This window comes from Achromobacter sp. UMC46 (assembly GCF_014170335.1).
Taxonomy (GTDB): domain Bacteria; phylum Pseudomonadota; class Gammaproteobacteria; order Burkholderiales; family Burkholderiaceae_B; genus Achromobacter.
Map to the genome: position 1 here is coordinate 373,516 of NZ_LZZS01000003.1, position 20,635 is coordinate 394,150.

Annotated in this window: 17 protein-coding genes; 8 read left to right on the forward strand and 9 right to left on the reverse strand. The window is 67.2% G+C overall.

Features of this window, described 5'->3' with window-relative positions; translation table 11 throughout:
• Positions 1-7: 7 nt before the first annotated feature.
• A complete protein-coding gene (locus A9973_RS02240; protein WP_183012134.1) occupies positions 8-1,213 on the forward strand; it encodes a CaiB/BaiF CoA-transferase family protein in 1,206 nt (401 codons plus the stop codon).
• Positions 1,210-2,196, forward strand: coding sequence for a tripartite tricarboxylate transporter substrate binding protein (locus A9973_RS02245; RefSeq protein WP_183012135.1), 987 nt, complete (start codon positions 1,210-1,212; stop codon positions 2,194-2,196). The genes A9973_RS02240 and A9973_RS02245 overlap by 4 nt, the downstream gene beginning before the upstream one ends.
• Before the next feature lie 60 nt (positions 2,197-2,256).
• Here A9973_RS02245 and A9973_RS02250 read toward each other — a convergent pair whose 3' ends face one another.
• The 3 genes from A9973_RS02250 to A9973_RS02260 form a co-directional block, all read right to left on the reverse strand.
• Positions 2,257-3,645: a tripartite tricarboxylate transporter permease gene (locus A9973_RS02250; RefSeq protein ID WP_183012136.1), complete on the reverse strand. Its 1,389-nt coding sequence runs from the start codon at positions 3,643-3,645 to the stop codon at positions 2,257-2,259.
• On the reverse strand, positions 3,642-4,130 hold the full coding sequence (locus tag A9973_RS02255; RefSeq protein ID WP_183012137.1) for a hypothetical protein: 489 nt from the start codon (positions 4,128-4,130) through the stop codon (positions 3,642-3,644). Before A9973_RS02255 ends, A9973_RS02250 begins: the two co-directional genes overlap by 4 nt.
• Positions 4,131-4,209: 79 nt before the next feature.
• Entirely contained in the window at positions 4,210-5,499 is a 1,290-nt protein-coding gene (locus A9973_RS02260) for a hydroxymethylglutaryl-CoA reductase, degradative (protein WP_183012285.1), read from the reverse strand.
• 131 nt (positions 5,500-5,630) lie between these two features.
• Here A9973_RS02260 and A9973_RS02265 point away from each other — a divergent pair, with 131 nt between their 5' ends.
• On the forward strand, positions 5,631-7,049 hold the full coding sequence (locus A9973_RS02265; RefSeq protein ID WP_183012138.1) for a PLP-dependent aminotransferase family protein: 1,419 nt from the start codon (positions 5,631-5,633) through the stop codon (positions 7,047-7,049).
• Here A9973_RS02265 and A9973_RS02270 read toward each other — a convergent pair.
• From A9973_RS02270 to A9973_RS02290, 5 genes are all read right to left on the reverse strand, one after another.
• Positions 7,040-7,834, reverse strand: a complete 795-nt coding sequence (locus tag A9973_RS02270) for an anaerobic ribonucleoside-triphosphate reductase activating protein (protein WP_183012139.1) — start codon at positions 7,832-7,834, stop codon at positions 7,040-7,042. The genes A9973_RS02265 and A9973_RS02270 overlap by 10 nt on opposite strands.
• A complete protein-coding gene (gene nrdD / locus A9973_RS02275; RefSeq protein ID WP_183012140.1) occupies positions 7,800-7,988 on the reverse strand; it encodes an anaerobic ribonucleoside-triphosphate reductase in 189 nt (62 codons plus the stop codon). The genes A9973_RS02270 and nrdD overlap by 35 nt, the downstream gene beginning before the upstream one ends.
• A gap of 51 nt (positions 7,989-8,039) precedes the next feature.
• Positions 8,040-10,034 carry a ribonucleoside triphosphate reductase gene (locus A9973_RS02280; RefSeq protein ID WP_183012141.1) on the reverse strand — a complete coding sequence of 665 codons (1,995 nt, stop codon included), beginning with the start codon at positions 10,032-10,034 and terminating at the stop codon, positions 8,040-8,042.
• A gap of 138 nt (positions 10,035-10,172) precedes the next feature.
• On the reverse strand, positions 10,173-10,523 hold the full coding sequence (locus A9973_RS02285) for a DUF3325 domain-containing protein (RefSeq protein ID WP_006223268.1): 351 nt from the start codon (positions 10,521-10,523) through the stop codon (positions 10,173-10,175).
• Complete coding sequence (locus A9973_RS02290) at positions 10,520-12,130, reverse strand: PepSY domain-containing protein (protein WP_183012142.1); 1,611 nt, start codon at positions 12,128-12,130, stop codon at positions 10,520-10,522. Before A9973_RS02290 ends, A9973_RS02285 begins: the two co-directional genes overlap by 4 nt.
• A gap of 263 nt (positions 12,131-12,393) precedes the next feature.
• Here A9973_RS02290 and A9973_RS02295 point away from each other — a divergent pair, with 263 nt between their 5' ends.
• From A9973_RS02295 to A9973_RS02315, 5 genes are all read left to right on the forward strand, one after another.
• The gene (locus A9973_RS02295; protein ID WP_183012143.1) at positions 12,394-13,008 is read left to right on the forward strand and encodes a hypothetical protein; all 615 of its coding nucleotides are present in this window, start codon (positions 12,394-12,396) and stop codon (positions 13,006-13,008) included.
• Positions 13,009-13,018: 10 nt separating this feature from the next.
• Entirely contained in the window at positions 13,019-15,445 is a 2,427-nt protein-coding gene (locus tag A9973_RS02300; protein WP_183012144.1) for a catalase, read from the forward strand.
• 101 nt (positions 15,446-15,546) lie between these two features.
• Positions 15,547-16,074 carry a sigma-70 family RNA polymerase sigma factor gene (locus tag A9973_RS02305; protein ID WP_183012145.1) on the forward strand — a complete coding sequence of 176 codons (528 nt, stop codon included), beginning with the start codon at positions 15,547-15,549 and terminating at the stop codon, positions 16,072-16,074.
• A gap of 6 nt (positions 16,075-16,080) precedes the next feature.
• Positions 16,081-17,043 carry a FecR domain-containing protein gene (locus tag A9973_RS02310; protein ID WP_183012146.1) on the forward strand — a complete coding sequence of 321 codons (963 nt, stop codon included), beginning with the start codon at positions 16,081-16,083 and terminating at the stop codon, positions 17,041-17,043.
• An 88-nt stretch (positions 17,044-17,131) separates the two neighbouring features.
• Positions 17,132-19,579 carry a TonB-dependent receptor gene (locus tag A9973_RS02315; RefSeq protein WP_183012147.1) on the forward strand — a complete coding sequence of 816 codons (2,448 nt, stop codon included), beginning with the start codon at positions 17,132-17,134 and terminating at the stop codon, positions 19,577-19,579.
• A 55-nt stretch (positions 19,580-19,634) separates the two neighbouring features.
• Here A9973_RS02315 and A9973_RS02320 read toward each other — a convergent pair whose 3' ends face one another.
• Entirely contained in the window at positions 19,635-20,615 is a 981-nt protein-coding gene (locus A9973_RS02320) for a tripartite tricarboxylate transporter substrate binding protein (protein WP_183012148.1), read from the reverse strand.
• Positions 20,616-20,635: the final 20 nt, after the last annotated feature.

Genomic DNA, 20,635 nt, shown 5'->3' on the forward strand with positions numbered 1-20,635 from the left:
GCCTGACATGTCCAGCCGTTCCCCGTCCCGTCTTCCGTACGAAGGCATCCGCGTCGTGGAGTTCACCCACATGGTGATGGGGCCCACGTGCGGCATGCTGCTGGCGGATCTGGGCGCCGAAGTCATCAAGGTGGAACCGGTCGGCGGCGATTCGACGCGCCGCCTGCTGGGATCCGGCGCGGGCTTCTTCCCCATGTTCAACCGCAACAAGAAAAGCATCGCGCTGGATCTGAAGCAGCCCGAAGGCATCGAGGCGGCGCGGCGCCTGATCGATACCGCCGACGTGGTCAGCGAAAACTTCAAGTCCGGCGTGATGGACAAGCTGGGCTTGGGGTACGCCGCGCTGAAGGCGCGCAACCCCCGGCTTGTGTATGTCAGCCACAAGGGCTTTCTGCCGGGCCCGTACGAGAACCGGACCGCGCTGGATGAAGTGGTGCAGATGATGGGCGGGCTGGCCTACATGACGGGCCGCCCGGGCGACCCGCTGCGCGCGGGCGCCAGTGTCAACGACATCATGGGCGGCCTGTTCGGCGCGCTGGGCGCGATGGCGGCGCTGGCGCAGCGGGAGCACACCGGCGTGGGCATGGAAGTGCAGGCCTCGCTGTTCGAGAACAACGTCTTCCTGGTGGGCCAGCACATGATGCAACACGCCATGACGGGCAATGCGCCGGCGCCGATGCCCAGCCGCATCTCCGCGTGGGCCGTGTACGACGTCTTTACCGTGCGGGACGGCGAACAAGTGTTCCTGGCCGTCGTCAGCGACAAGCAGTGGGACATCTTCTGCCGCGCGTTCGGCCTGGCGGATTGGCTGGCGGACCCGCGCCTGAAGACGAACAACGACCGGGTATTGGCTCGCGATTGGCTGATGCCGCAGCTGCGCTCGCATCTGGCGGGCTACCGCGCATCCGAACTGGCCGCGCGGTTTGAACAGGAAGGACTGCCGTTCGCGCCCATCACGCGGCCGGAGCAGCTGTTCGACGATCCGCACCTGAAGGCCACGGGCGGGCTTGCGCCGGTCACGCTGCCGGACGGCCGGCAAACACGGGTGCCGCTGGCCCCGCTGACATTGGACGGCGTCCAGCCGCCCATCCGCCTGCAGCCACCGGCCGTGGGCGAACACACCGACGAGCTCTTGCGGGCCGCCGGCTATCGCGACGACGAAATCGCGGCCTTGAAGGCAAGGCACATTACACAAGGAGACAAACCCTCATGATCGCTCTATCCCGACGCTCGTTCCTGGGCGCAGCCCTTTGCGCGGCCGCATGGCCGTTGCGGGCACAGACTGCCGCCGGCTATCCCGACGGCCGCCCGATCCGCCTGATCGTCCCGTATACGCCGGGCGGCGGCACGGATTCCGTCGCCCGGGCCATCGCGGCCAAGATCACGGGCGCGGCCGGCTGGTCCGTCGTGGTCGAGAACCGCCCGGGCGCGGGCGGCAACATCGGGCTGGACTACGTCGCCAAGACCAAGCCCGACGGCTTCATGCTGGGCTTGGGGCAGACCGCCAACCTGGCCATCAACCCGGCGTTGATGCCGAAAATGCCGTTCGACGCCGGCAAGGATTTCGCCGCGGTCGCGCTGATCGCGTCGTTGCCGGTGGTGCTGGTGGTGAAGGCCAACGCGCGCTGGAACACCCTGGCGGATCTGGTGCGCGACGCGCGCGCCGCGCCCGGCTCCATCAAGCAGGCGTTGGCGGGGTCGGGCACCGTGGGCCATCTGGCGGGCGAACTGCTGGCGTACCAGGCGAAGTTCGAAGTGCTGAACGTGCCTTACCGCGGCGCGGCGCCGGCCCTGAACGACTTGCTGGGCGAAAACACCGACTACATGTTCGCCACGCCGCAGGCCGCGCAGGAAATGCTGAAGGGCAAAGTGCTGCGCCCCTTGGCCGTCACGGCGCGGGCGCGGCTGCCGATCCTGCCGGATGTCCCCACCGTGGCCGAGTCCGGCTTCGAGGGGTTCGAGGCGTTGGACTGGAAGGCGCTGGTGGCGCCCGCCGGGACGCCCAGAGACGTGATCCAGGCGGTCAATGCCGTGGTGGAAAAAGTGCTGGCGGATCCGGCCACGGTGGCGCTCTTCACGGCCGAAGGCAGTACGGCGATGGGCGGCACGCCCGAGGCGGCGCAGCAATACATCCTGCAGGAACAGAAAAAGTGGGCCCGCCTGATCCGCGAAGCCAACATCCAGACCGCCGCTTGAAGCGGCCGGCGGGTCCGGCAACGGCGCGATTCCGTGCGCGCCGCTGCCGGGCTAAGCCGCCTAGGCCATCAGCTTGACGATGGCCGGCACCGACAGCACGGCGGTGTAGTAGCCCATGAACTGCACACCGGTATTGAAGCCGAACCGGCGCGACAGCAGGCCGCCGAAGAGACCCATCGTCAGGATTACGAGCAGGCCCAGGAACTGGCCTTCCCAGATGCTGATGACGATGATCAGGCCCACGAACGTGGCGATGATGGCCTCGTGGCTGACCTTGCGCGACACGAACAGCGCGGCGCGGCGCGCGAAGTTCATCGCGAAGGGGTAGGACACCAGCGCCGCCAGCAGCACCGCCAGCATGCCGTAGCCCAGGAACTCCCAGTGGTTCAGCAGGTTGTGCAGGTTGTGCGTCTGGCCCGTGGCGGCATCCACCGTGAAGCGCGGCGGCGCGTTGAACAGCGGCGCGGCGGGGCCGGCGGCCACGGGGCTGAGCGGCAGGCCGAACGCGATCAGCGGAATCAGCGCTTCGGCGATGTAGGTCGCTTCGGTGACGCCGTTGCGCGCCGACAGGACCGTCGTCAGGCGGTGGTAGGCGTGCTTGATGCGCGAACCGACCAGTTCGCCCAGCACCACGGTCATGGCGACGGGGCTGAATACGAAGGTCGCGCTGGAGATCGCGGCCGTGGCCAGCGTCCAGCGGGTCTGCGTGCGGTCCATCACCTTCAACGGGTTGGGAAAGTAGCCCGACCAGCCCTTGACGTCCGGCGCCAGCGAGAACGTGCGCACCTTGTCGCGCATCATCTGCGAGCGGCCCATCGGCGAGATGACGGTGAACAGGTCCGCGATCAGCGGGCCGATGGCGATGCCCAGGAAGTAGCTGATGCTGAGCTTGACGCCATATTTGGCCGTCAGGCTTTGCAGCGCGATGATGACCACCACGAAGGGCACCAGCAGCGCCACCGCGGCCCAGCGGCCGGCCGAGAAATACGCGATCAGCACGGCTGCCGCCAGGAAGATCCATGGCGCGGATTGGGTGATGGCCGCGCCGAACGGCGCCAGCAGCACGGCGAACAGCACGGCCAGCGGCACTGCGACAAAGGCGGCTACGATGGCGCCGGACACCATCTTGCGCAGCGCGATATGCGGCACGCCCAGCTTGCGCAGCATGTTCGCGTCCTGCAGCAGCGGGGTGGCCAGCGTGTCGCCGGGGATGCCGAGCAGCGCCGTGGGCACCGCGTGCGTCATGTGCTTGGCGACCGCGCCGGCCAGGAAAAAGGTGAACACGCCTGCGGGCGGCACGCCCAGCAGCACCACCAGCAAGGTCAGCGGCGCCAGCGTCGTGGTTTCGTCGGTTCCCGACACCAGGCCGATCGCGGCGAACACCACCGCGCCCAGCAGCCCCATCGCGGCGGCCACCATGATTTGTTCAAGCAGGGCGGGATCGCTCATGCCAGCGCCTCCTTGGATGCGCCCTGGGGGCGGGCGGACGACGCCGGCGCCGCGGCGGGCGCGGCAGCAGGCGGTTCGGTGAACAGGTCGTACAGGCCCAGTTCCTTCAGTTCGCGCACGACCGCCTCGGGCAGGTCGTCCAGGGTGCCCAGGCCGCCGGGCTGCTCGGCCAGTTCGGCCAGCACTTCGGCGCGCCAGGCCGGGTCATGGGTAGAGGTGTGTTCGATGACTTCGCGTTTGGGCGGGAACAGGCGCGCGCAGATCACGCCCGCGATCACGCAGCCGGCCAGGCCGGCCAGCATGGCGTAGGCGTGCGCCAGTTCGGGGGACGCGACCATGCCGCGCAGCCAGCGGCTGGCGGCGAAGAAGCCCGCCACGCTGATGGTGATGCCGATGCCGATGGCCCACGCCAGTTGGCGCAGGTCCACGGTGTCGCTCCATACCTCGGCCAGGCGCCAGGGCGGCGCGGGGGATTTTGCTTCCATGTCTCTCTCCGTTGTGTCCGGGCGGCGCCGGCGTTGCCGTGCGCCGCCTCTGTTCTTGTATGGCCTGAACCGGCCGGGCTTATCGGGACTGCCGCAGTTCCTCCAGCAAGGCCAGCGCGCGGTCGGTGCGGACGTCCTGCTCCGCCGCCATGCGCTTGGCGATGGTATCGATCTCGGCGCCCGAGGCGCCGGCCACCAACGCGATATTGCGGGCGTGCAGCGCCATATGGCCGCGCTGAATGCCTTCGGTCGCCAGCGCGCGCAACGCGCCCAGATTCTGCGCCAGGCCCACGGCAACGGCCACTTCGCCCAGTTCCTGCGCCGAGCCCACGTCCATGATCTTCAACGCCAGGCGGGCCAGCGGATGCGTCTTGGTCGCGCCGCCCACCAGGCCCACGGGCATCGGCATTTCAATCGTGCCGACCAGCGCGCCGGACGTGTCTTTTTCCCATTGCGTCAGCGACGTGTAGCGGCCCGAGCGGGCCGCGTAGGCGTGCGCGCCGGCCTCGACCGCGCGCCAGTCGTTGCCGGTCGCCACGATGACGGGGTCGATGCCGTTCATGATGCCCTTGTTGTGCGTCGCGGCACGGTAGGGATCGACGGCGGCGAAGGTGTAGGCGTCCAGCACGCCTTCGATGATTTCGGCGCCGCTGCGGTCTTTGGTGTCGAGCGCCTGCGGCGTCAGGCGCACGCGGGCCCGCGCCAGCCGCAGGTCGGCCAGATTGGACAGGATGCGCAGGCGCACCGATCCGCCCGTGATCGATTCCACCAGCGGCGCCACGGCCTCGGCCATGGTGTTGACGGTGTTGGCGCCCATCGCGTCGCGCACGTCCACGATCAGGTGCAGCACGATCATCGGGCCGCGCGGCGTGTCGGCGAAGACATGCACTTCAAGGTCCTGGCAGCCGCCGCCCAGCCCGATCAGCACCTTGTCGCGGCTATTGGCCAACGCCAAGACGCGTTCGCGTTCGCGCAGCAGCGCCAGCCGCGCGCCGTGCGGGTCGGTCAGGCCCAGCACCTGGACCTGGGCGCGCATCAGCGGACGGCTGCTGGACGTTTCGAAGCCGCCGCATTCGCGCGCGATCTTGGCCATGTAAGACGCCGCCGCCACGACGGACGGTTCCTCCACGGCCATCGGTACCAGCACGTCGCGGCCATTGACCAGGAAGTTGCCGGCCACCCCCAGCGGCAGCTCGAACGCGCCGATGACGTTTTCGATCATGCCGTCGGCACGGTCCAGGCCGAGCGCGCCGGGGCGGGCCAGCAACTGCTGTTCTTCGGGGGTGAGCGAGGCTTTATCCGCGATGGCGGCCAGGCGTTGCGCAGGCGTCAGCGCGCGGAAGTTGGGCAAGCGTGAATCGGCCACGATGGCAGGTCTCCGTATAGGTATCAAGTGGCCTGATTCTAGGTAAACTGTACCGCTATTGAGAGGTACAGTTTTGGCAAACAGTACCATCGCACTGCACCAATTTTGGCCGCGAATCACACGGTGGACGAGGCATGGAAGACGCAATCAGACCGGGCAGGCGGCCGCGCGCCGCGCCCATCGCCGAAAGCCTGGCCAAGCTGATCGGGCAGCAGATCGCCGACGGCGTGTACCGCCCGGGCGACAAGCTGCCGTCCTTGCGCGAACTGTCGCAACTGCACCGCTACGCCAAGAACACCGTCGTCGTGGCCTTTGAGATGCTGGTGGCCCAGGGGCTGGTGGAACCGCGCCGGGGCGCCGGCTTCTATGTGCTGGACGGCGACTTCGCGCGCAAGGCGGCGGACGAGGAACCGGGGCAATTGAGCCGGGCAATGGACATCGTCTGGCTGATGCGCGAACAGCTCAAGACGCAGCCGGACGCGGTGCAGGCCGGGGATGGTTTCCCGCCGGTGGAATGGCTGGCCGACATGCGCATGGACCGCTATCACCAGAAAGTGGTGCGCACGGGGCTGGGCGCCTTGTTCCGCTATGGCAGCCGCTTCGGCTATGCGCCGCTGCGCGAAAGCCTGGTGCGCAAACTGGGCGATGTGGGCGTGAATGTGGCGCCGCGTCAGCTGGTGCTGACGCATGGCGCGAACGAGGCCATGGATCTGGTGATCCGCTATTTTGTGCCGCCGGGCGCGACGGTGCTGGTCGACAACCCCGGGTACTACCCCTTGTTCGGCAAGTTGAAGCTGGCGGGCGTGCGCATGCTGGGCGTGCCGCGCTTGTCCGACGGCCCGGACGTGGTGGCGCTGGAAGCCTTGCTGCAACGCGAAAAGCCGCGGCTGTTCTTCACGCAGTCGCTGGCGCACAACCCGACCGGTTCCGACATTTCGCTGGCCAAGGCCTATAAGGTCCTGCAACTGTCCGAACGCCACAACCTGATGGTGGTCGAAAACGATTCGCTGGCCGACTTCAAGCCCACGTCGGCCGTCCGCCTGTCGGCGCTGGACCAGTTGGAACGGACGATCTACATCGGCAGTTTCTCTAAGTCGTTTTCAGCCGCGCTGCGGGTGGGTTTCATCGCCTGCAATGCGGCGCTGGCCAGCGATCTGGCCGACCTGAAGGCGCTGGTGCATGTCAGCAGTTCGGAATATTGCGAACGCATGGTGGACGTGATGTTGCGCGACGGGCACTACGAGCGCCATCTGGTCCGGCTGCGGCAACGCCTGGAGGCCGCGACCGGCCATGCGCTGCAGGTGCTGGATTCGCTGGGGGCCGAAGTCTTTGCGCGGCCTGGCAGTTCGCTCTACCTGTGGTCGGCCTTTCCGGGCGTGTCCGATTCATTGACGCTGGCCGCGGACCTGATGCCCGAAAAGGTCATCATGGCGCCGGGCCGCGTGTTCAGCGTGGACCCGACCGCCACGTCGCCATGGTCGCGCTGCAATGTCGGCGCGATCGGGTCTCCGCGCTTTCATGCGACGTTGGCGGCGGCGCTGGCTCAGCGGTAGGCGAATTCCGCGAACCACTGCGATAGCATGGCCTGCGCCTGGGTGCCCAGTGCGCGGCCGGGCGGCGCGCCGGGCGAACTGCGCGCGCCTTGCACGGCGAAGCGCCTCACGCCGCGGCGGGCCAGCTCGCGGGCCAGGGCCAGCAACCGCGTTTCGTCCAACCAGTCGGGATGCCAGGTGATGCGGCATTCGAAATCGGTGCCGGCAGCCAGCAGCTGCGTCAGGCAGGCCAGCGCGGGGCGCTGGGAATCGCGGCGGCCGGTGATGTCGTCGTAGCCCTGGGTGTCGGCCTTGATGTCCAGCCCCACCCAGTCCAGATGGCGCAGCACGTCGGCCAGGCGCAAGGGGTAGATGCCCGCCGTGTGCAGGCCCACGCGGTATCCCATGCGCCGCACGTCGCGGATCAGGGACGGCAACCGGGGTTCGCTCAAGGGCTCTCCGCCCGAGAACACCACGGCATCCAGCAGGCCGGTGCGCGTTTCCAGAAAGGCGCGCGTTTCACGCCAGTCGTACCGGGCGGCGCGGGTTTGCAGTTCGGTGTTGTGGCAGTAATGGCACCGCCAGGGGCAGCCCGAAATGAAGACCACGGCGGCCAGTTTGCCCGGCCAGTCCACCGTGGAAAAGGGCACCAGGCCGCCGATCGCGGGCGAATGCCGCGGCAGCGGTTGGGCGACGGGTTGGGGCGGCGTCGCGCAGGCTGGCCTTGCGGCCAGCCTGCGGGTACCGGGTTCAGCGTGTTGAGGTGCGCCTTCAGGCGCGTTGCTCGACGAAGAAGCGGCGTTCATTGAATTCGCCTTGTTTGCCGGTGTTGAAGGATGAGACGGGACGGTGGTAGCCCATCACTCGGGTCCAGATTTCGCAGCGCACGCGCTGGCTGTCGTCCCGTTGCAAGACGGGCAGAGCGACGGCGGCGGGGGCGGGAACGGTCAAGGTTTGCATCGAGGACTCCTTGGGGTGAATGCCGGCGTTGTGCCGGCGGGGTGTCGCGCGCTAGGCGGGTGCGCAGCACGCGGATTGCTTGGCCAGCAGTTCGGCGTCGCATTTGGGGCAGAACTCGTGATGCCCGGCCAGATACCCATGGTGGGGGCAGATGGAAAACGTGGGCGTGACCGTGATGTAGGGCAGCCGGAAGTTCGACAGCGCGCGGCGCACCAGCTGCTTGCAGGCCTCGGCGGACGACACCGCTTCGTTCATGTACAGGTGCAGCACGGTGCCGCCGGTGTATTTGCCTTGCAGCGTTTCCTGAAGCTGCAGCGCGTGGAAGGGATCGTCGGTGTGGCCCACGGGCAACTGGCTTGAATTCGTGTAGTACGGCTGGGTTTCGGAGCCCGCTTGCAGGATGCCGGGATAGCGTTTCCTGTCTTCGCGGGCAAAGCGGTAGGTCGTGCCTTCGGCGGGCGTGGCCTCCAGGTTGTAGAGGTGGCCCGTCTGCTCCTGGAATTCGGTCATGCGGTCGCGCACGCGGTCCAGCAGGCGCACGGCCAGCGCGTGGCCCGCGGCGGTGGTGACGTCGTCCGCCCCGTTCGAGAAGTTGCGGATCATCTCGTTGATGCCGTTCACGCCCAGCGTGCTGAAGTGGTTGCGCAGCGTGCCCAGGTAGCGCCGGGTGTAGGGGTACAGGCCTTGGTCGATGTAGCGCTGCACCACCTTGCGCTTGGTCTCCAGCACGTCGCGCCCCAGGCCCAGCAGGGTGTCCAGCCGTGCCATCAATTGCGCTTCGTCGCCTTGGCACGTGTAGCCCAGGCGCGCGCAGTTCACCGTCACCACGCCCACCGACCCCGTCTGCTCCGCCGACCCGAACAGGCCGTTGCCGCGCTTGAGCAGTTCGCGCAGATCCAGTTGCAGCCGGCAGCACATGGACCGCACCATGTGGGGTTCCAGGTCTGAATTCAGGAAGTTCTGGAAGTAGGGCAGCCCGTAGCGCGCCGTCATTTCGAACAGGCGGTCGGTGTTGGCGTGGTTCCAGTCGAAGTCGGGGGTGATGTTGTAGGTGGGGATCGGAAAGGTGAACACGCGCCCCTTGGCGTCGCCGGCCATCATCACTTCGATGTAGGCGCGGTTGATCATGTCCATTTCGGCTTGCAGGTCGCCATACTGGAAAGGCATTTCCTGGCCGCCCACGTAAGGCACCTGTTCCTTCAGGTCGGCCGGGCAGGTCCAGTCGAACGTCAGGTTGGTGAAGGGCGTCTGCGTGCCCCAGCGGCTGGGCACGTTCAGGTTGAAGATCAGTTCCTGCATCGATTGCTTCACCTCGGCGTATGTCATCGCGTCGCGGCGGATGAAGGGCGCCATGTAGGTGTCGAATGAACTGAAGGCCTGCGCGCCCGCCCATTCGTTCTGCAGCGTGCCCAGGAAGTTGACGATCTGGCCGATGGCGGCCGACATGTGCTTGGGTGGCGTGGATTCCACCTTGCCCGGGATGCCGTTGAAGCCTTCGGTCAGCAACTGGCGCAGCGACCAGCCGGCGCAATAGCCGCTGAGCATGTCCAGGTCATGGATATGGATGTCGCCGTCGCGGTGGGCCTGGCCCGCTTCGGGCGTGAAGACGTTGGACAGCCAGTAGTTGGCGGTGACTTTGCCCGCGACGTTCAGGATCAGGCCGCCCAGGCTATAGCCCTGGTTGGCGTTGGCGTTGACGCGCCAGTCGCGCTGGTCCAGGTATTCCTCCATGGCGCTTTCCACGTCCACCAAGGTGTGGCGCAGCGCGCGCAGCCGGGCGTGCTGTTCGCGGTGCACGATGTAGGCGCGGGCGGTGCGCCAGTGGCCCGCCTGCACCAGGGCTTCCTCGACGCGGTTCTGGATGGTTTCGACGCCGGGGCAGGGCTGGTCTGCTAGCGCGCCGATGACGATATCGGTCAGGGCCTGCGCGCCCGCCAGGTCCAACTCTCCGGTGCTGGTTCCGGCCGCCGCCATGGCGTGTGCGATCTTGTCGCGATCAAAGGCCGCGACGCGGCCGTCGCGCTTGAGGATGTGTTGGATAGGCATTATCGACACCATATGTAGTGGAGTGAGGAAACTCTACCACCACATATGGTGCTATCGGCGCGGCATTGGCGCGGGATATCAGCCTGGGTTGATGCGGGTCAAATGCGGTCAGACGGCCAGCGGAATGCGCAATGCGCGTCAGAAGCCGATGCCGATGCCCGCCAGCGAAATGGCCACCGCCAGTGCGGCGGTGCTGGCGGCCGGACGGGGCGCCCAGGACAGCATGCCGACCCACAGCAGCGCGCCGGCCGACAGCCAGCCCAGCCAGGCGACCACGCCCACGGTGTTGCCCCACAGGCCCACGCAGGGCAGCAGGGCCAGCGCCAGCAGCAGCACGCCGGCACCGCGCAGCACGCGCGTGTGGCCGGCCGACGGATCGCGGCCCCAGACCTGGTCGTAATGGCGCGGCATGGCCAGGCTCAGGCAGGCCATGCCGGAGTAGGTCAGCAGCAGGGCCATCACAATGGCGAATACGTCGTTCATGTTCATGCCGGCGCCTCTTGGTTCGCGCGGGATTTGCGCTGATTGGGCGCGGACAGGGGCTTTTTCCAAATACGGAATGCCGCCCAGGCGGATAGTACGCCAAAGGCGACGGCGGTCAGTTCAAGCCCCGCGCTTTCCCAATCGCCGCGCCCGACCTGCGCGAACAGGTGATCGCCCAGCGTCGCGAACGACATCAGCGGCAGTAGCAGGCACAGCGCGGCCAGCAGGCTCAGTTGCAGGATCCAGGCGCGGCGCGGACGGCACAGCCAGGCCAGCGCCAGCATCAGCGCCCAGATGCCGAAGAAGCAGCGCAGTTCCCACAGCACGCGGTTCTCCAACGCGACGGGCAGCAGGCGGTTGGCCCAGAAGTAGCTGATGCACGCCACCGCCAGGCCGGCCAGCGCGGCCACGTTCAGGCCTTCGAACAGGCGGTACATGCGCGCGGTGGCGCCGCCGAATTCATTGCCCAGCTTGGCGCGCCGCTTCACCATGAACAGCACCGCGCCCGTGCCAATCATGGCGGCGCCCGCCAGGCCGCAGACGAAATACAGCCAATGGATGGCCAGGCCGCCGAAGCGCGCCATGTGCAGGTCGCTCATCACCTGGCGCGCCAGCGCCGGCGTGCCGCCGTTGACGCCACCCGCGGGCCGCGTGCGCAGCAGTTCGCCCGTGGCGCCCGAGAATTCGGCCATGCCGGTCGTGGCGCTGATGTTGTGGAAGGTGTCGCGGTCTTCGTTCCAGCCGTAGACGGCGATCCGCATGGAGCTGTCTTCGGGGTTGTTGATGACGATGGCACGCGCGGTCTGGCCGATCAGCGCTTCGGCCTGGGCCACGATGGGTTCCAGCTTAGGCATCGCAAGCGCCGCGCCGGTGTGCAGCGGTTTGACTTCGCCCTGCATCTCGGCCAAGTACAGCCGGGTGCCTTCCATTCCGGCGCCGTAGTGGGCGGCGACCGGCGCCGGCATCAGCTCGGCGCTGGAAATGACGATGCCGGTATACGCGATCATGAACTGGAAGGGCAGGGTCAGCACCGCGACGGCGTTGTGCGCGTCCAGCCACGAACGCTGGCCCTTCTTCGCGCGGAACGTGAAGAAGTCCTTGAAGATGCGCTTGTGCGTGACCACGCCGGACACCAGCGCGACCAGCATCGCCATGCTGGCGAACGCCACGATCCACAGGCCATAGCGGCTTTCGTGCAGCATGTAGTGGAAGTTCACGAAGTGCGTGCCGCCCATCGTGGCGCGGCCTTCCTCGTCGTGGTGGTCGTCCAGTTCGGCGCCGGTGTCCGGGTCCAGTTCGGCGTCGGCGTATTGGCCGTTCTGATCGAACCAGTAAACGGACAGGCTGTTCTCGTGCGAACGGTTGACGGGCCAGATCTCCCACATTTCAGCGCCGGCGTGCTTTTTCGACATGTAGTCGATCGCCAGGTCCAGGCGGCGGGCGCGGTCCACGGGGGCGCTTTCCTGCTGCGCGGCCAGGGCCTCGGCCGCATGGTGCTCGGGCGTCATCCAGTGGGTGATGGGCTCGGTAAACACGGCCAGTGACCCTGTCAGGAACACCGCGAACAGCAGCCACGAAAACCACAGGCCGACCCAGGTGTGCAACCAGGCCATGGATAGGCGGAAACCGGATTTCAGAACGAGCCTCTTATTCGTTGTCGCCGCCGCGAGCCGACGGATTTTGGTTTTATTGAGAATGGTTCCAATTCTAAGCGAATTGGGGCCGGAGTTGCGATGCCAGGCATTCCGGGGCTTTCCGTTTTTCGGGCAGGCGCGGTGCCACCAGGCATGGCGATTGCTGAAGGGGCGCCTCATCCCGCTCGACTGTCCGCCCTGGTCGGTCCGGCCGCAGATGCCATTGAACGAGGAGCCCCCTGATGAAAAACAAAGCCGGAAGCGCCCAGCAGATCAACGAACTGCTGTATCAGGCGCTGGAGACCGAGATCGGCGGCTTGTCCGTCTACGAGACCGCGGTGTCCTGCGCTATTAACGAAGACCTGAAGAAAGAATGGAAGGAATACCTGGAGGAGACGCGCACGCACCACCGCGTCCTTTTGACCGTGTTTGAACAACTGGGACTCGATCCCGAGGCGCAGTCGCCAGGCCGGGCAGTGGTCCGCCACCTGGGCGAGTCGCTGGTCAAGGCCATGAAGATGGCGGCCAGCGCGGGGGACCCGGATGCCGCGCAACTGGTGGCGACCGAATGCGTGGTGCTGGCCGAAACGAAGGATCACGCGAATTGGTCGTTGATCGGCGTGATCGCCGACCAGCACGCGGGCCGCGAGGCCAAGATCCTGAAACAGGCCTATGACGCCGTGGCCACCGACGAAGACCACCACCTGTATCACACGCAGGGCTGGTCGCGGGAATTGTGGATCGAATCGCTGGGCTTTCCCGCCGTGCTGCCGCCGCCCGAAGAGGTCAAGCAGGTGGAGTCCGCCATTGGCGCATCGCGGGCCGAACAGGCGCGCGACAAGATGCTCAAACACTAGGAGACCGGCCATGGCAACGAAGAAATCCCCAGGCAAAACGCCAGCAGGAAAGCCCCCCGCCGGCAACTCTGCCGGCGGCAAGGGCGGTGCGCTGGATACCGCCTATATGAATACCGATAGCGGCCCGGCCGCCGGCCCAGGCGGCAAGCCCGGCCACCCGGCGCTGAAGCGGGCCGCCGCGGTGGGCGACACGGCGGCCGCCATTCCCCACAACGCCGGCAAGGCGGCGGAGTACGGCGCGGATGCCGCGCGTTGCCCCGTCGCGGGTGCGCATGTGCCCCTTGCGGATCCGTCCGTGGGCGCCAGCACCTTGTCGGAAAGCGAGGCGTCGGACAAGACCGTCGACGCGGCCGCCCCGGGCGTGAATGCCGTGGACGGCCGGTTGGCGCGCGTGCGTTCGGACGCCAGCGACCAGATGCTGACGACGAACCAGGGCGTGCGCGTGGGCGACAACCAGCATTCGCTCAAGGCCGGATTGCGCGGCCCGGCCTTGCTGAAAGACTTCATCCTGCGCGAGAAGATCACCCATTTCGACCACGAGCGCATTCCGGAACGCATCGTGCACGCGCGGGGTTCGGCGGCGCACGGCTACTTCGAATGCTACAAGCCCCTGACAGACCTGACGGCCGCGTCGCTATTCGCCGAGAAGGGCAAGCGCACGCCTGTGTTCGTGCGGTTTTCGACGGTGGCGGGCGAACGCGGCTCCAAGGACACGGCGCGCGACGTGCGCGGCTTTGCGGTGAAGTTCTACACCGATGAAGGCAATTGGGACTTGGTGGGCAACAACATCCCGGTCTTCTTCATCCAGGACGCGATGAAGTTCCCGGACCTGGTGCATGCGGTGAAAGCCGAACCGCACCACGGCATGCCGCAGGCTGCGTCCGCCCATGACACGTTCTGGGATTTCGTCTCGCTGATGCCGGAATCCACGCACATGCTGATGTGGGTGATGTCCGACCGGGGCATCCCGCGCAGCTACCGCATGATGCAGGGCTTCGGCGTGCATACGTTCCGCTTCGTCAACGCCCAGGGCGAATCGCGGCTGGTGAAGTTCCATTGGAATCCCGTGCTGGGCACGCATTCCCAGGTGTGGGACGAAGCGGTCAAAGTGTCGGGCGCCGATCCCGACTTCCACCGGCGCGATCTGTGGGAAGCCATCGACGCCGGCAACGGCCCTGAATGGGAACTGGGCGTGCAGGTCTTCACGGAAGAACAGGCGGAGCGCTTCAGTTTCGACGTGCTGGACGCCACCAAGATCGTGCCCGAAGAACTAGTGCCGGTTACGCCCATCGGCCGGATGGTGCTGGACCGCAATCCCGACAACTTCTTCGCCGAGACCGAGCAGGTCGCCTTCTGTACGGCGCATGTCGTGCCAGGCGTGGACTTCACCAACGACCCGCTGCTGGCCGGGCGCATCCATTCGTACGTGGACACGCAGATCTCGCGCCTGGGCGGCCCGAATTTCCACGAGATCCCCATCAACGCGCCGCTGGCGCCGGTGCACAACAACCAGCGCGACGGCATGCACCGCCAGGCCATCCACCGGGGGCGCGTGGCGTATGAACCGAATTCGCTGGCGGGTGGCTGCCCGTTCCAGGCCGGGATGGACGGTTTTGTGCCGTTCCCGGAACCGGTGACGGGCGACGAGCTGCGCGGGCATCCCGAAAAGTTCGCCGAACACTACAACCAGGCCACGCTGTTCTTCGATAGTCAGACAGACTGGGAGCAGCAGCACATCATCAACGCCTTCGCCTTTGAACTGAGCAAGCTGACGGTGCCGGCGATCCGGCAGCGCATGGTGGCGTCGCTGCGCAATGTGTCGGACGAGCTGGCTCTGGCCGTGGCCGACCAGCTGGGCATGGCCTTGCCCGAGCCCTTGCCGCGCGCCATCGCCGAGCCGCCCAAGCCCGAGGTGGCGGTGTCGCCGGCGCTGTCGCTGACCGCCAGGCCGGGTGACGGCGGGGTCGCTACGCGCAAGGTCGCCATCCTGGTGGCCGAAGGCGTGGACGGCGCGGCCGTGTCGGCCGTGGCGGATGCGCTGATCAAGGCGGGCGTGGTGGTGCGGCTGGTGGGCCAGCGGATCGGCCCCGTGCAGGCGGATGACGGCAGCACGCTGGATGCGGACGCGTCGTTGGACAACCACCCCTCGGGGCTGTTCGACGGGGCCGTCGTCCCGGGCGGCGAGGGCGCCGTGGGGCGGCTGCAGACGGATGGGCGGGCGCTGGAATTCCTGCGCGACGCCTTCCGCCACGGCAAGACGCTGCTCGCATTGGGACGGGGCGGGCAGTTGTTCGGAGCGGCGGGCATTGCGCCTGACGAATCGGACGGGGGCCTGGTGATGGGCGGCGGAGCGCCGGCGAAAAGCGGGGCCCAGTTCATCGAGGCGCTGGCCAAGCACCGGCATCCCGAGCGCGAAACGGTGCCGCCGATGGTATAGAAGCGGGCAGGCGCCGGGAAGATGGCGGGCGATTGCCCGCCATCATCAATAATGATTACAATTCCCATTCTTAAAAATCAGGAAGCGGTCGCGCTACGGCCATGTCGTCCTCGGAATCTCTGGAGCACCGCGAGCTAGGCTTGCTCTATCGCGATCATCATGGCTGGCTGCGCGGGTGGCTGCTGCGGCGGCTGAGCGTGCCCGCCGAAGCCGCCGACCTGGCGCAAGACACCTTCCTGCGCCTGTTGGCCTCGCCGGCGTCCATGGCGCAATTGCAGGGCGTGCTGCAGCCGCGCAGCTTTCTGGCCACCGTGGCGCAGCGCACGCTGGTGGACCACATCCGCCGCCAGGTGCTGGAGCGCGCCTGGCTGGAAACGCTGGCGCAGCAGCCCGAGGCCCATGCGATCTCTCCCGAAACACAGGCCATCCTGCTGGAAACCATCCGCGAGATCGACGCCATGCTGCACGGGCTGGGCGACAAGGTGCGGCGCGCCTTTCTGATGTCGCAGCTTGAAGGCAACAGCTACGCCGACATTGCGGCCAAGCTGGGCGTGACGGTCAGTTCGGTCAAGAAATATATGGCGCGCGCGACCGAGCACTGCCTGGTGTACGCCTTGGAACGGCAGTAGGCGGCGATGGCGGACAAAACGATTTCCGCGGCGGCGCAATGGTATGCGCGGCTATGCGCCGATGACGCCGACGCGGCCGATGTGGCGGCGCACGGCCGCTGGCTGGCCGCCGATCCCGAACATGCCCGTGTCTGGCGGCAGGTCGAGCGCCTGCGCGGCACATTGGGCGCAGCGCCCGCAAGGCTGGCCGCCGATACCTTGAGCCGCGCAGACCGCCACTTCGAGCGCCGGCGCGCCGCGCTGCGCAACGGACTGGGGGCGATGGCCCTGCTCGGCGCGGGCGGCGTGCTGGCCTGGCGCACCTTGCCGGTCGAGCAAATGGCGGCCAGCTATCTGGCCGACTACCACATGGGCACGGGCGAACGCCGCGAACTGCGGCTGGCGGACGGCACCTTGCTATGGCTGGATAGTGCCAGCGCGGTCGACGTCTCCATGGACGCGCGCGGCCGCCAGGTTACCGTTCATGCCGGCGAGATCCTGATCGACACGGAACATGCCGCGCCGGGCTTGCCGCCCTTGCGCGTGACGACGCTGCACGGCACGGTGCGGCCGCTGGGCACGCGCTTCACCGTCAACCGGCAGGATGCGCGCACGCGCGTCGCGGTGCTGCGGCATGCGGTCGAGCTGCTGCCCGCCGACGGCGCCGCGCCGCTGGTGCTGAACGCGGGCGAACAGGGCGTGCTGGAAGCGTCGGGCGCCCGGCCCGAGGGCGTCATCCTGGGCGAACCCGACGCCTGGACCCGCGGCCTGCTGATCGTGGACGGGATGCGGCTGGGCGCTTTCATCGCGCAACTGGACCGATACCGTCCCGGCCGCCTCAGCTGCGAGGAATCCGTGGCGTCGCTGCGCGTGTCGGGCGCGTTTCCGATCGACGACACGGATCGCGCCTTGGCGGCCGTGGAACGCGCGCTGCCCGTGCGCGTGTCGCGTTTCACCCGCTACTACACCCGGGTAGTCGCCCGCGCCTGATTTATTTTCAATCGGCATTGTCCTTTTTCCGCGCTCGTCCGACTTAGCAGGGATTACGTCGGATTTGATTCACGGAAAACCTGAGCTTATGCCTTTCAATATGTCCTTCCACCGCCATACCGGCCCGCTGGCGCCGATCGCGCGCGCCGTCTTTGTCGCCTTGATGGCGCTGGCTTGCGCGCCGCCCGCGCTGGCGCAGGCGGCGCCGTCCGCCGATGCGGCCCGCCGCTACGATGTTCCCGCCGGCCCGCTGGGGCTGGCGCTCGGCCGCTTTGCGGCCCAGGCGGGCGTGGTGCTGTCTTTCGATGCCCAATTGACGCAAGGCAAGCAAAGCGCCGGCCTGCAAGGCGAATACGGCGTCGCCTCGGGGTTGGCGGCGATGCTGTCGGGCACCGGGCTGGAAGCCGTCAGCCAAGGCGGCAACAATTACGGCTTGCGCATCGCCGGCGCGCAGACGCTCGCGCCCGTGGAAGTGCTGGGCTCGCGTGAACCTTCGCCCAGCGAGGGGTCGGATTCGTACACGGTGGGCTTGTCCACCACCGCGACCAAGCTGCCGATGACGCTGCGCGAGACGCCGCAATCGGTATCGGTGATGACGCGCCAGCGCCTGTCGGACCAGGGGCTCAATACGCTGGAGGACGCCATCGTCAACACGCCGGGGCTGACCTTCAAGAAAAAAGGGTCGGCCGACGACAACGAAAAGGGACTGTATGCGCGCGGCATGGAGGTCACCAACATGCAGGTGGACGGCGTGCCCACGCATAAGGATTTCAATGCGCTGGGGCTGGATACCGCGCTGTATGACCGGATCGAGGTCGTGCGCGGTTCCACCGGCCTGTTGAACGGCGCCGGCAATCCCGCGGCGTCGATCAACCTGGTGCGCAAGCGGCCGACGCGCGAATTCGAGGCGGGCGTGGGGGTGGCTGTCGGCTCCTGGGACTACAAGCGCACGGAATTCGATCTGGGCAGCCCGCTGGACGAATCCGGCAAACTGCGCGGCCGGCTGGTCGGGGCGTGGCAGGAAGGCGGCTCGTTCATCGACCGCGTCAAGCAGGATTCGCAACTGCTGTACGGCGTGGTCGAGGCCGACCTGGCCGAACGCACCATGCTGACCCTCGGCGCGGAGTATCAGCGCAAGAAGTGCACGGCGTGCTCATATTTCGGCTTTCCCGCCGCCTATGCCGACGGCACGAAAACCGATTTCCCGCAGCGCTTCAATTCCGCTACCGACTGGAGCCGCCAGGAACGCACGCGCTACAACGTGTTCGCGACGCTGGACCACGAATTCTCGCCGTTGTGGAAGGGCTCGGTGACCGTGTCCCGCACGGGTGACGACAACGACCGCACGTACGGCTGGTTCAGCAGCAACGGCTGGGCCAACCCGACGACGGGCCAGGGCGCGTCGGTGTGGGTGGCCAAATGGCCCATTCCGAAAACCCAGAACGCAGTCGACGCAAGCCTGAGCGGCGCGTTCGACGCCTTCGGACGCCAGCATGACCTGGTGGTGGGCGCCAGCGCATCGCGCACCCGGGGCGACTACGACACGTATCCGCTGTGGACCGCGCCGGGCTACAACCCCAAGATTCCCGATATCCGAGAATGGAACGGCGATATGCCCGAACCCGACTGGCAATCGACCGGCAAGCGCTATTACACCGAGAAGCAGGCGTCGATCTACGGCGCGGTGCGCCTGCGTCCGACCGACGGGCTGTCGCTGGTGCTGGGGTCGCGCGTGACGTGGTGGGACCAGCAAGCGTCCTACAACTATACCGATGGCTCGTCCTATCCGGACAACATGCGGGAGCAGGGCGTCTACACGCCTTACGCCGGCGTGGTCTATGACCTGACCAGCACCGTGTCCGCCTACGCCAGCTACACCAGCATCTTCCAGCCGCAACAGGCGCAGACCGTGACGGGCAGCGCGTTGGATCCCATCAAGGGCAACACCTACGAGATCGGCCTGAAGTCGGCGTTCCTGGATGGTCGCCTGAACGGGTCGGTGGCCTTGTTCCGGACTCGCCAGGACAACTACGCCATGCTGGACGGCGACCGTCTGGCGCCGAACGGCGACAGCGCGTTTGTCGCCGCCGACGGGGCGGTGATGCGGGGCGTGGAAGCCGAAATCACCGGCGAGCTGACGCCCGGCTGGCAGATGCAGCTGTCGTATGCCTACGTGGACCGCCGCCTGCCGCAAGGATTCGTCACGCAAGTCGGCCTGCCGCGCCACATCGCCAAGCTGTACACGACGTATCGCCTGCCGGGCGACCTGAGCGCCTTGACCGTGGGCGGCGGCGTGCGCTGGGAAAGCGGAAGCGAGTATTCCAGCCGCGGCCCGGGCGGCAAGCCGTTCGAATCGTCGCAAAGCGGCTATGCGCTGGTGGACTTGATGGCGCGCTACCAAGTCAACCGCCAGTGGTCGGCCACCTTGAACCTGAACAACGTCTTCGACAAGAAGTACTACGCCAGCACCAACGTCTACAGCAACTACTATGGCGCGCCGTTCAGCGCCATGCTGGGCGTGAACTACAAGTATTGATCCGCCTGGCGGCCGGCCTTGGCGCATGCCCACGCGCCGAGGCCGGCCAACCGTGTCAGTCCAGCGTGATGTTCGCGCGCTTTGCCACGTCGCCAAACGTGCGCAGCTCGCGGGCGATCTGGTCGTGGAACGCCTGGCCCGGCAGGTACACGGGTTCCAGCGCCAGGTCCGACACGGCTTTGCGCACTTGCGGGTCTTCCATGATCTTGGCGACGGCGCGGTTCAGCGTGTCGATGACCGGGGCGGGCGTGCGGGCCGGGGCGGCCAGCGCGTACCAGCCGACAAACGATACCTGCGGGATGCCGGCTTCGGTGAAGGTGGGCACGTCAGGCAGCTGCGGCACGCGGTGTTCGCCCGTGACGGCCAGCGCGCGGACCTTTCCGGCGCGCACTTGCGGCGCCGCTGACGACACCGTGTCCACGCCCAGCGCGACCTCGCCGCCGATCATGGCGGTGATCAGTTGGGCGCTGCCCTTGTAGGGCACGGGCAGCATCTTGGCGCCCACGGCTTCGGCGAACATCTCGCCGGCCAAGTGCGGGGCGGAGCCGGGGCCGAAGGTGCCGTACATCAGGCCGCCCTTGTCGCTTTGGCGTTTGGCCAGCGCCGCCGCTTCCTGCACCGTGCTGATAGACAGCCCGTTCTGCGCCAGCAGCACGACCGGGGCCATCGCGACGATGGCGATCGGTTCGTAGCTGTGGATCGGGTCATAGGGCAACGAGGATTTCAGCGCCGGCAAGACCGTATAGGTGGTGCTGCCCGACAGCAGCAGCGTATAGCCGTCGGGTTGCGCGCGCGCCACGGCATCCGCGCCGATCACGGTGGACGCGCCGGGGCGGTTCTCCACGATGACGGATTGCCCCAGGCTGCCCGACAGCCGGTTGGCCAGCAGCCGCGCCACCGCGTCGGTGGCGCCGCCCGGCGTGAACGGCACGACGATCTTGATCGGCTGTTCGGGATACGCGGCATGGGCCTCGCCCGCATACGCGGCCACAGCAAGGTTGAACGCCATCACGGCGGCACAAAATCTAGCGGTCATGGCAAAGCTCTCGATCAGTC

Bases quoted from the DNA above. Each gene is read 5' to 3' on its own strand.
- A9973_RS02280 (WP_183012141.1), bottom strand. From the start codon at position 10,034: ATGCCTATCCAACACATCCTCAAGCGCGACGGCCGCGTCGCGGCCTTT.
- A9973_RS02320 (WP_183012148.1), bottom strand. From the start codon at position 20,615: ATGACCGCTAGATTTTGTGCCGCCGTGATGGCGTTCAACCTTGCTGTG.
- nrdD (WP_183012140.1), bottom strand. From the start codon at position 7,988: ATGCAAACCTTGACCGTTCCCGCCCCCGCCGCCGTCGCTCTGCCCGTC.
- A9973_RS02295 (WP_183012143.1), top strand. From the start codon at position 12,394: ATGAAAAACAAAGCCGGAAGCGCCCAGCAGATCAACGAACTGCTGTAT.
- A9973_RS02290 (WP_183012142.1), bottom strand. From the start codon at position 12,130: ATGGCCTGGTTGCACACCTGGGTCGGCCTGTGGTTTTCGTGGCTGCTG.
- A9973_RS02240 (WP_183012134.1), top strand. From the start codon at position 8: ATGTCCAGCCGTTCCCCGTCCCGTCTTCCGTACGAAGGCATCCGCGTC.
- A9973_RS02315 (WP_183012147.1), top strand. From the start codon at position 17,132: ATGCCTTTCAATATGTCCTTCCACCGCCATACCGGCCCGCTGGCGCCG.
- A9973_RS02310 (WP_183012146.1), top strand. From the start codon at position 16,081: ATGGCGGACAAAACGATTTCCGCGGCGGCGCAATGGTATGCGCGGCTA.
- A9973_RS02250 (WP_183012136.1), bottom strand. From the start codon at position 3,645: ATGAGCGATCCCGCCCTGCTTGAACAAATCATGGTGGCCGCCGCGATG.
- A9973_RS02255 (WP_183012137.1), bottom strand. From the start codon at position 4,130: ATGGAAGCAAAATCCCCCGCGCCGCCCTGGCGCCTGGCCGAGGTATGG.
- A9973_RS02270 (WP_183012139.1), bottom strand. From the start codon at position 7,834: ATGAACGCCGCTTCTTCGTCGAGCAACGCGCCTGAAGGCGCACCTCAA.
- A9973_RS02265 (WP_183012138.1), top strand. From the start codon at position 5,631: ATGGAAGACGCAATCAGACCGGGCAGGCGGCCGCGCGCCGCGCCCATC.
- A9973_RS02245 (WP_183012135.1), top strand. From the start codon at position 1,210: ATGATCGCTCTATCCCGACGCTCGTTCCTGGGCGCAGCCCTTTGCGCG.
- A9973_RS02285 (WP_006223268.1), bottom strand. From the start codon at position 10,523: ATGAACATGAACGACGTATTCGCCATTGTGATGGCCCTGCTGCTGACC.
- A9973_RS02300 (WP_183012144.1), top strand. From the start codon at position 13,019: ATGGCAACGAAGAAATCCCCAGGCAAAACGCCAGCAGGAAAGCCCCCC.
- A9973_RS02305 (WP_183012145.1), top strand. From the start codon at position 15,547: ATGTCGTCCTCGGAATCTCTGGAGCACCGCGAGCTAGGCTTGCTCTAT.